We start from the raw sequence: 9,938 nt of genomic DNA, 5'->3' as shown, positions 1-9,938 counted from the left end.
TATACCAGCTGCAGCTAGTCACAACTGATGTTTAGAATCTCATCCACATTTTGTAATTGCTGCTCACCTGAGAACAAGGTTGAAAAGTCACTATTACAAAGCTGTTTTACCGAAGGGTGTTGAATCATTCGCTCCGCAAACAGCACGTGATATTCCTCCGTTAACTCATTAGTGATGCCTAATAAGCGTGTATTAGGGTTAGCCAAAATTTCTTCCGTATATATGGCTGGAGCAACAAAAATACCGTCGGTATATGCACCAAACGCTTTCATTAACGCGGCATCATCAAATTCTCCTAATACCGATACTTTTAAACCTAGCTCATCAAACCAAGTCCACAGTTTTCGGCCTAAAGAGCTACGTCTGCCGGGCAGCAATAGACTACGTTGTTCTAAACAAGCAGGAAATGGCAAGAGAGGAAGTGGTTCGTTAGCAAAAAACGCAATGCCGCTTTCCCCCAGTTTCTTGCTCAGCACGCCGTCTTGCTGAGCGTTGTCCAAACCACAGTCTGACAAAATCATATCTAACTTGTGCTCTGCTAACTGAGATAAAAGCAATTCGTGGGTAGACTCAACACAACGTAGGCGAATATTACCGTCGGGTGGCACAGCAGAAAGCAAAATACGGCTAGCTAAACGTTTCGATAAAGCGTCAGCGACACCCACCTCAAACAATAATTTATCTTGTTGTGAATAGTTAACGATATCGAGCATTTCATAACTGAGACTGAACATTCGATCGGCATATTTATAGACCAGCTGGCCCAGTTCGGTAGGGGTTATTTTAGGGCCTCGGCGAATAAACAACTCACCCGCTAAACGCTGTTCCAGTTGCTTAATTTGGCCCGTTACGGTTTGTGGGGTTAAAAACAACGCCTCAGCGGCAGCAGTTACCGATCCTCGCTTGTAGGTCATCCAAAAGTAGTAAAGATGGTTGTAGTTTAAATGTGACATGCCTTACCTAACAGCAAACCCCGAAAACGGGGTTTGCATCATTGTTATTGTTCGGCCTTCAATTTAACTACATGGAAGACGTACTTAATGTTTTGCTGGATTGACCGAGCTCTAGCTCTGCTAGCTTAGCGGCTTCTTCACGGGTAGACCTGTGCAATAAACCGTAACCCAACAATGCTGCAGTCACCGAGCCTGCCAATATAGCTAAACGCGACAGTCCTATCAAATCAGTTTGACCCGCAAAGGCTAACGACGAGATAAAGATAGACATAGTGAAACCAATACCACACAGCATAGACGTTGCAAGTAACTGCATGTTGTTAGCACCTTCTGGCAACTTAGCCCAGCCAGCACGAATCGCTATGCGGCTACAGGTATAAATACCTAAAGGTTTACCCACTAACAAGCCAAGAATAACACCCAAAGCTAACGGACTTTGGAAGCTTTCTAAGCTAATTCCGGCCAGAGGAACACCCGCATTAGCAAAGGCGAAAATAGGCACAATGAAAAAGCTCGATGCAGGGTGTAAGGCGTGCTCTAGCTTCTTCAGCGGAGAGCCGCCTGAGTTAGCTTTAATTGGGATCATAAAGCCAACTATTACGCCCGCTAAGGTGGCGTGTACGCCCGACTTAAGCACCGCTACCCAAAGCACTAAACCAAGCAACATGTATGCGCTTAAGCCACCATGTCCGCGCCGATTAAGCATCCATAAACCAAGGGTTGCTGCCACCGACCACACCAACGGCATAATCGCGACTTCACTGGTGTAAAACAAGGCAATAACAACAATTACGCCCAAATCGTCGGCGATTGCTAGCGCCAGTAAAAATACCTTTAAGCTTGCTGGAACGCGCTTACCTAGCAGCGCCATAACACCCAATGCAAAAGCAATATCAGTTGCCGCAGGAATCGCCCAGCCTTTAGCCAGCTCTGTATCACCAATGTTGAATATTAAGTATACGGCTGCGGGTACTACCATACCGCCAATCGCAGCGACTACAGGTAATAAGGCACGTTCTTTAGATGACAGCGCTCCTTCAACCATTTCGCGCTTAACTTCTAAGCCAATAACCAAGAAGAACACAGCCATTAACCCATCGTTGATCCACAACAATAAGGGCTTGTTAATATCGAGTTCGGCAATACGCACTTGAAATGGGGTATCAAGAAATGCGAAATATGCAGGAGATAACCAAGCACTGTTTGCCATAAACAGTGCTACCACGGCAGCTAGCATCAACAAGATACCACCGGCAGCTTCCATTCTTAAAAAACGATCAAGAAATGATTTCATAACAGCTCACAGAGAAAAATGAAGACATTATTTTACTCAGCGGTGTGTTAAAACATATTCACTTGTAATTACGCTTATCATCGGATATTCCGATGATAAAAACTACAAGCAACGGCTTAACCATTTATTAATACAAATTGAAAATAAAACCTGACAAGACTTAAACGATTTATCAGGTTTTATTTGATGCTTTAAACCGAAAACGGATAAGCAATAGGGTCGTGGAACTGGTAATCACTGACTTCAAAATCATCCAGCGTTACCCAGGTTTCTAAATCTTCTAGAGATTTAATTTTAGGGTTGATATGTAACTTAGGTGCAGCATAAGGCTCACGTTTAAGCTGCACGTCTTTCATCAGTGCAAGCTGATCTTCGTAGATGTGAGCATTAACAATTTTATGATAAGCCTTACCCGCCTTGTGGCTGGTAATTTGTGCCATCAACGCTAAGAAAGTAAACACCTGAATTTGGTTAAAGTTTTGCCCTAACGGCACATCACAAGAACGCTGTGACGAAGTGAGATACAAAGTATCGCCTAACAACGAAAAGGTATGGGTGTGCATACATGGTCTTAAACACCCCAAGTGAAATTCACCAGGATTATAAAAGGACAATATTTCACCGCGGTCATCAATACCATTAGTTAAGTCATCAACGATTTTTTTGAGTTGATCTACCGAGCCACCTTCAGGCTTGCGCCATGAACGCCCTTGAACCCCGTAAACACGCCCCATATCGTTGTCGCCTTTACGTGCAGGGTTATTTAGCCAAGCTTGGTTTTCATTCGCGTTAGCTAACCAAGTTGGGGTGCCTAATGCTTTAAACTCAGCAGCATTATCTAAGCCGCGAATATAACCTAGCAACTCTGCAATCGCCGCCTTCCAGTAGCTTTTGCGAGTAGTCACTAAGGGAAACTCATTGTTAGCGACATCGTATTCAAGATCAGCATTAATAACCGTTAAGCATCGTTTACCGGTGCGTTCATTTTCAATCCATGTACCCTCGTTAACAATCCGTTGGCAAAGATCTAAATACTGTTTCATGCGTTACTCTCTTTGGTATTACGGCGGTAAGCCCAAGCGATAAACAAAGCGCCAAATATAATCATTGGCAGAGACAAGATTTGTCCCATGCTCATGCCCAAACTCAGCAAACCTAAATGGCTATCGGGTTCGCGGAAAAATTCGATAATAAAGCGGAAGCTACCATAGCCAAGCAAGAAGGCACCTGATATCGCTCCCATTGGCGGTTTGCGTTTAGCGTAAATTAACAACAACACTAACAGTACAATTCCTTCTAAAGCGACTTCATATAGTTGAGAAGGGTGTCTTGCCACCATACCACCACTAGGGAACACCATCCCCCAAGGCATGTCTGTTGCGCGACCCCACAACTCGCCATTCATAAAGTTTCCTAAGCGCCCGGTTGCCAAGCCAAATGGAATCAACGGCGCAATAAAATCAGCCACCGTAAAGAAGTGTCTTTTAGTGTGGCGAGCAAACCACATCATTGCGCCAATCACGCCTAACAAGCCACCATGGAATGACATGCCGCCCGTCCAGATTTTAAATAGATACAAAGGGTCGTCTAAAAACTGCGGGAATTGGTAAAACATGACGTAGCCCATACGGCCACCAATAATCACCCCAACAAAACCGTAGAATAACAAGTCGCTGACTTCAGCACGTGTCCAACCGCTTCCGGGCTTATCAGCCATGCGGTTGCCTAACCACATCGCAAATAAAAAGCCGAATAAATACATTAAACCGTACCAGCGCACGTCTAATGGACCGATGCTTATGGCAATCGGGTCAATCTCAGGGAATTGCAAAGGTGTAGACACGATAAATAGCTCTATTTAGGGAGTAAAAAGAAAGGGCATTTTGCAGTGAAAAAGGCCACGAGACAAGCTTTGACTGGTGGCATAATTATTAATGTTTACTCACGCGCACTAACTGAGACAGCTGCAGCTGTTCAAGATAGTCATATAACAAGCTGTAAATAGCAGAGCCACTTTGGCTAAGTAAAATTTGTTCACGTAACTTAGTGAGATCAGCCATATTAACGTGGCGAATAATGTACTTGATTTTGGCGAGATTGAAACTGCTCATACTTAAGCGGCGATAACCTAAAGCCAACACTAACAAGGCTCCCACCGGCTCACCCGCTAACTCACCACAAAAGCTCACAGGAGTATTGGTTAAATTGGCCTGCTCAATAATCTGATTAAGGGCTCGCACCACCGCCGGGTGGAAAGTATCAAATAGCTCAGCAACTCGAGTATTGTTGCGATCCACTGCTAATAAATATTGGGTTAAATCATTGCTGCCCACCGACCAAAAATCAACTCGCTGAGCCAACTCTGGCAGTAAAAACAACACCGACGGCACCTCAAGCATCACCCCATGTTTGGGTCGCTCTGGAGGCTCACGTAAATCCAACTCATCAACCACTTCTGCCCAAGCTTGCTCCAATAAACGCGATGCTTCATCAACTTCATTTAAGCAGCTAATCATCGGTAACATAATGCACAAATTGCCGCACTCTATCGCCGAGCGATACATAGCACGCGCTTGCACTAAAAAGATCTCTGGATGATCAAGGGTTAAGCGTATTCCACGCCAGCCCAAAAATGGATTTTCTTCCACAATAGGAAAATACGGAAGCTGTTTATCTCCCCCCACATCTAAGGTGCGCATGCATACTTCTTTACCACTGTAGCTCTTCAATATATCTCGATATCGAATATATTGTTCGTCTTCAGACGGGAAGCGGTCTTGCATCAAAAAGGGAACTTCGGTGCGGTAAAGTCCTACACCGTCGGCGCCAGCATTAACGGCAATGTCACTATCTGCACTTAACCCGGCATTGATCAGCATTTCTACTGCTACCCCATCGGTACTTAGCGCCGGTTTATCTAAGTCATGCTGAACTAAACTATTGATCTCGCTCTCTTGAGCGAGCAAAGCCAAATACTCATCACGAATAATTTTGTCTGGCTCTACGAATAACTCACCTGAATAACCATCTAGAATCAACTCGCAACCACGGAGTTTATTAACATTAAAACTTAAGCCCATTAGCGCAGGAATGCCCATGGCTCGCGCTAAAATCGCCGCGTGGGAGTTGGCTGCTCCACGTTGTGAAACAACACCGGCAAGAAACTGACGAGGAATTTGCGCAAACATAGTCGCAGTCACTTCTTCTGCGACCACTATTACTGGTTCAGTAGGTAGCAAATCAGCATTAGGGCCAAGCTCTAAAGCATGTAGTAAGCGCAAACCAACGTCTTTAACGTCAACTGCACGCTCCTTCAAGTAAGGGTCATTCATTTCTTGAAACTGCTTAACGTAGTGCTCTATCACTAAACGTAAAGCCCCTTCAACCTGGTACCCTTCTTCGATTTTACGGCGAATATCTCCGGCCAAACTGGCATCAGCCAACATGTGCTGATACACCTCAAAGATAGAGGCGACATCTTTTGGAAGTTGTTCAGAGAGCTTAATGGCAAGGCTATGAAATTCATCGCGGGTAATGTCTAACGCGCCATTAAACCGTGCTAATTGATGCGAAACATCGCTGGCTTTCTGAATTTGCTGTAACTCCAAGGCGCCAGAAGAGCGGTTAATCCAAGCCCGAGCAATTGCAATTCCGCTAGAGCTAGAGCCCGCTTTAATTGCCTCGCTCCATTTCTGCTTAGAAGGCTCATTCAATACTGCTTGAAAATCAGTATTTGCTAATACACCCGCCAGATGGGCAGCCAAGGTAACAAGAAAAGATTCTTCGCTTTGATCAAAACTACGCGTTTCTGATTGCTGAACCACCAATACCCCTAACACTTTGCGTTGGTGGGTAATAGGCGTGCCTAAAAAGGAAAAGAAACCGTCTTCGGCGGTTTCAGGAAGATACTTAAAGTGAGGATTAAGCCGGGCGTCGGCTAAGTTAATGGGCTCTTCACGCATGGCCACTTGGCCAACAACCCCTTCGCCAAGCGGCATAAAGGCTTTACCAACGGCTTCGCTAGCGAGGCCGTCGGTTGCACGTAACACTAAATGTTGCTGTTGCGAGTCAGTCACATATACCGAGCAGCAGTCGGTAAGCATAGTGTGACGGATTTGTTTAACTAAAATAGCAAGCGCACTGTCGAGAGTATCGGCATTGCTTACCTGTTCAACAATGGCGCGTAACTCTCCTAACACTTGCTATGCTCCCTTGCGCTTTTTGAAGCGTCGTCGCTTATCTTTACTTTGGCTTTTGTCCGAACGGTTAAAGGGTAAAGCCGCAGTAACGAACTCTTTTAAAGCACGACGATAAACCTCCCGCTTAAAAGACACCACCTGTCTTACGGGATACCAAAAACTCACCCAGCGCCAATCATCAAACTCTGGATGACCACAACGGTCAAATTTAATATTCGATTCTTTGCCCACTAAACGCAGCAAAAACCACTTTTGTTTTTGTCCGATACAAACCGGCGGACTATCCCAACGAATTAAGCGTTTTGGTAATTTATAACGCAGCCAATGTCTGGTTGTTGCTAAAATTTTTACGTCTTGCGGCAACAAGCCGACTTCTTCATGTAACTCACGATACATCGCTTGTTCAGCAGACTCTCCCTCGTCAACGCCTCCTTGAGGAAACTGCCATGAATGTTGACCATATCTACGCGCCCATAAAACTTGACCACGTTGATTACAAATAACGATGCCTACGTTGGGACGATAACCATCCCCATCAATCACTGAAACAACCTTCAGCTAAAAACTATAGATAATCTGATTCTTTCACAGAAACACAAGCGCGGCAAATATGCCTATCACAAAGGGAGTAAATTGTACTAACAACGGCTAAGCCATAGTTATTCGATTTATCTGTGCGAAAGGCTGTGCATAACTTGCTTCAAACCGATAAAAGGCTAGCCAAACTTATTTAAATGTACTTACAATTAAGTAAAGAAAATAATATTAATACAATTAAAACATATACTTAAAACAAAACCTAGTTAGCAAAAGTTAAGTTATTAGCCCCCCACTCTGTTTATAACTTCAAGCGCTCAAAATTCACACAATCACCGTATAACTACTATTTATTAATCCCAATCAGCCGCTGTTCTATACATTTTGAGTTAAACGACGTGGTTCTGTGCATAAAATCCAAGTTAATAACAATTGAGGATAGTTATCCATATTTTTTGTGGATAAGGTTGTTCGTAACTCGCTATTTGTTATGAATAACGGCTCTTAGTTGAGTGCAACACTCAACTAAAAACGATAAAAACCAATATAATCATATAGTTAAGAGTGACACGTCACCCTCATCTCAGCTGCTGCATTTACTGAGCAGCTTCTATACAATAGAGCTTTAATAGCAAACGAACTCAACATGATCAGCACACCAAAAACCGAACAAGAATTGTTTGAGAGAGCCCAATCGTTGGCAGGCCTAAGCCTTGGTGAGCTTGCTCAACGAGAAGGCCTTGCGATCCCCAAAGACCTGAAGCGCGAAAAAGGCTGGGGTGGACAACTTATAGAATGGTGCTTAGGCGCGACAGCTGGCAGCAAACCTATTCAAGACTTTCCTGAACTGGGTATTGAACTCAAAACCATTCCTATCGATAACACAGGGAAGCCCTTAGAAAGCACTTATGTGTGCATCACTCCGCTCACCAATATTGAAGGTGCAACTTGGCACACCAGCAACGTGTATAACAAGCTATCGCGGGTATTGTGGATCCCTATTTTGGCTGAGCGACAGATCCCTGTTGATCAGAGAATTGTAGCGAATCCTATCCTTTGGAGCCCAACAGCCGAGCAAGAGCAACTGCTCCGATCAGATTGGGAAGAGTTAGTAGAAATGATCAGCTTCGGCCAAATTGATCAAATAACTGCGCGCCACGGTCAAGTATTGCAATTACGGCCTAAAGCCGCTAATAACAAGGCTCGCACGGCTGCTATTGGGCCAAACGGGCAGCCAATTCAAACCCTTCCTCGTGGTTATTATCTTCGAACCCGCTTCACTTCAGCACTGCTCCGCGACTACTTTCAATTGTAAAAAAAATAATCAACTATTGACCGAGCTCTCACTTATTTGAAAGAATCAAGCTTGGTCACATTGTATACGGATTTATATTATCTCTCGGAGGAGAAAACCATGCCGTTGAAAAAGCAATATCTAAAGTCCAAGCCAGAAGTAAAAGTTACCTTTGAAATTGAGAAGGAAGCAACTCAAGATGCCGAGCAAATATTTTTGCTGGCAGAGTTTAATGAGTGGCAACCTTTAGAGCTAAGTAAACTTAAGAATGGCAAATTTAAGGTAGTAGTGAATGTACCTACTGACCAACAAGCCAGTTACCAATTTAAATACAAGCTATGTTTAGCTGATGGCGTAGAAGCATACGACAATGATTGGGAAGCTGATGCCTACCAAGCCAATGGTGTAGACGGCGATAACTCTGTATTACAGTTAGCCCAATAACTCATTTTCAGATATAAAAAAAGCCCGCAATTGCGGGCTTTTTGTTCTCGAAGAAGTAGACTTACTTAGTCGCCAACTTTTCTTTAATACGTGCTTTCTTACCAGAAAGTTCACGTAAGTAGTAAAGCTTAGCACGACGAACGTCACCACGACGCTTAACAGTAACACTCTCAACTAGCGGGCTATGAGTTTGAAATGCACGCTCAACGCCTTCACCGTTTGAAATTTTACGTACAGTAAATGCAGAGTGTAAACCACGGTTACGCTTAGCAATTACCACACCTTCAAACGCCTGTAGACGCTCACGGTCACCTTCTTTTACTTTTACCTGAACTACAACTGTATCACCAGGTGCGAACGCAGGTACGTCTTGCTTCAATTGCTCATCTTCGAGCTGTTTAATAATATTGCTCATTACTATTTTCCTAGAATTAACTGAAACTTTATTTATTATCCAAGGGCTTCTGCTCTTGGATGAACTCAGCAAGAATCTTTTCTTGCTTGTCAGTCAGAGCTAGATTCTCCAATAACTCCGGTCGCCTCAAGTAGGTTCGCCCAAGTGCCTGTTTGTGCCGCCATTCTTCAATTTTTTTATGGTTACCACTTAGCAATACCTCAGGTACTGCCTGCCCATCCAAAACTTCTGGACGAGTATAATGTGGACAATCCAACAATCCATCAGAGAATGAATCCTGCTCAGCTGAAGCTTTATCCCCCAGTACTCCCGGAATTAACCGCGAGACGGCGTCTATCATATTCATTGCTGGCAGCTCACCACCACTTAACACATAATCACCAATCGACCATTCTTCATCAACTTCGGCTTGAATCAAGCGTTCGTCAATGCCTTCATAGCGACCAGCAACTATTATCAGCTTTTGCTGTTGAGCTAACTCTATTACTCCGTCTTGCTTCAAGGTACGCCCTTGCGGTGACATATAAATCACCTTTACCCCATCACCAGCAGCCTGTTTAGCAGCATGAATTGCATCCCGTAAGGGTTGCACCATCATTAACATACCAGGGCCACCGCCGTAAGGTCGGTCGTCCACCGTACGATGACGATCGTGGGTGAAATCACGAGGATTCCAACACTCAATCTTAATCAGGCCGCGTTTAACCGCACGCCCAGTTACACCATACTCGCTTATAGCAGAAAACATTTCCGGGAATAGACTTACTATTCCCACCCACAACTGTGGTGTTTGCTCAGCCAT

At 44.2% G+C, this 9,938-nt stretch carries 10 protein-coding genes; 2 read left to right on the top strand and 8 right to left on the bottom strand.

What is annotated here, in order from left to right; genetic code table 11:
• Window positions 1-14: 14 nt before the first annotated feature.
• The 6 genes from nhaR to rppH form a co-directional block, all read right to left on the bottom strand.
• A complete protein-coding gene (gene nhaR / locus FFR00_RS18525) occupies window positions 15-953 on the bottom strand; it encodes a transcriptional activator NhaR (RefSeq protein ID WP_137674904.1) in 939 nt (312 codons plus the stop codon).
• Window positions 954-1,020: 67 nt separating this feature from the next.
• Entirely contained in the window at window positions 1,021-2,247 is a 1,227-nt protein-coding gene (gene nhaA, locus FFR00_RS18520) for a Na+/H+ antiporter NhaA (protein WP_137674903.1), read from the bottom strand.
• Between the two features lie 191 nt (window positions 2,248-2,438).
• Complete coding sequence (locus tag FFR00_RS18515) at window positions 2,439-3,290, bottom strand: thymidylate synthase (RefSeq protein ID WP_137674902.1); 852 nt, start codon at window positions 3,288-3,290, stop codon at window positions 2,439-2,441.
• Window positions 3,287-4,093, bottom strand: coding sequence for a prolipoprotein diacylglyceryl transferase (gene lgt / locus FFR00_RS18510; RefSeq protein WP_201798775.1), 807 nt, complete (start codon window positions 4,091-4,093; stop codon window positions 3,287-3,289). The genes FFR00_RS18515 and lgt overlap by 4 nt, the downstream gene beginning before the upstream one ends.
• Before the next feature lie 85 nt (window positions 4,094-4,178).
• Window positions 4,179-6,446: a phosphoenolpyruvate--protein phosphotransferase gene (ptsP, locus tag FFR00_RS18505; RefSeq protein ID WP_137674900.1), complete on the bottom strand. Its 2,268-nt coding sequence runs from the start codon at window positions 6,444-6,446 to the stop codon at window positions 4,179-4,181.
• 3 nt (window positions 6,447-6,449) lie between these two features.
• Window positions 6,450-6,989, bottom strand: coding sequence for an RNA pyrophosphohydrolase (rppH, locus tag FFR00_RS18500; RefSeq protein ID WP_137674899.1), 540 nt, complete (start codon window positions 6,987-6,989; stop codon window positions 6,450-6,452).
• 640 nt (window positions 6,990-7,629) lie between these two features.
• Between rppH and mutH the strand changes: the two genes are divergently transcribed.
• Both mutH and FFR00_RS18490 read left to right on the top strand, forming a co-directional pair.
• Window positions 7,630-8,298: a DNA mismatch repair endonuclease MutH gene (gene mutH, locus FFR00_RS18495; protein WP_137674898.1), complete on the top strand. Its 669-nt coding sequence runs from the start codon at window positions 7,630-7,632 to the stop codon at window positions 8,296-8,298.
• 99 nt (window positions 8,299-8,397) lie between these two features.
• Window positions 8,398-8,721, top strand: coding sequence for an isoamylase early set domain-containing protein (locus FFR00_RS18490; RefSeq protein WP_137674897.1), 324 nt, complete (start codon window positions 8,398-8,400; stop codon window positions 8,719-8,721).
• A gap of 61 nt (window positions 8,722-8,782) precedes the next feature.
• Here FFR00_RS18490 and rplS read toward each other — a convergent pair whose 3' ends face one another.
• Together rplS and trmD are read right to left on the bottom strand one after the other, a co-directional pair.
• Complete coding sequence (gene rplS / locus FFR00_RS18485; protein WP_137674896.1) at window positions 8,783-9,136, bottom strand: 50S ribosomal protein L19; 354 nt, start codon at window positions 9,134-9,136, stop codon at window positions 8,783-8,785.
• A gap of 28 nt (window positions 9,137-9,164) precedes the next feature.
• Window positions 9,165-9,938 (bottom strand): tRNA (guanosine(37)-N1)-methyltransferase TrmD, encoded by a 774-nt coding sequence (gene trmD / locus FFR00_RS18480; RefSeq protein ID WP_373681418.1) that lies wholly within the window; start codon window positions 9,936-9,938, stop codon window positions 9,165-9,167.

Source organism: Agarivorans sp. Toyoura001 (assembly GCF_005405585.1).
Lineage (GTDB): Bacteria > Pseudomonadota > Gammaproteobacteria > Enterobacterales > Celerinatantimonadaceae > Agarivorans.
This window is presented reverse-complemented; position numbering and strand designations above follow the sequence as displayed.

Excerpts from the sequence above, each read along its gene's own strand:
- rplS (WP_137674896.1), bottom strand. The coding sequence starts at position 9,136 with ATGAGCAATATTATTAAACAGCTCGAAGATGAGCAATTGAAGCAAGAC.
- FFR00_RS18515 (WP_137674902.1), bottom strand. The coding sequence starts at position 3,290 with ATGAAACAGTATTTAGATCTTTGCCAACGGATTGTTAACGAGGGTACA.
- FFR00_RS18490 (WP_137674897.1), top strand. The coding sequence starts at position 8,398 with ATGCCGTTGAAAAAGCAATATCTAAAGTCCAAGCCAGAAGTAAAAGTT.
- mutH (WP_137674898.1), top strand. The coding sequence starts at position 7,630 with ATGATCAGCACACCAAAAACCGAACAAGAATTGTTTGAGAGAGCCCAA.
- nhaR (WP_137674904.1), bottom strand. The coding sequence starts at position 953 with ATGTCACATTTAAACTACAACCATCTTTACTACTTTTGGATGACCTAC.
- trmD (WP_373681418.1), bottom strand. The coding sequence starts at position 9,938 with ATGGCTGAGCAAACACCACAGTTGTGGGTGGGAATAGTAAGTCTATTC.
- nhaA (WP_137674903.1), bottom strand. The coding sequence starts at position 2,247 with ATGAAATCATTTCTTGATCGTTTTTTAAGAATGGAAGCTGCCGGTGGT.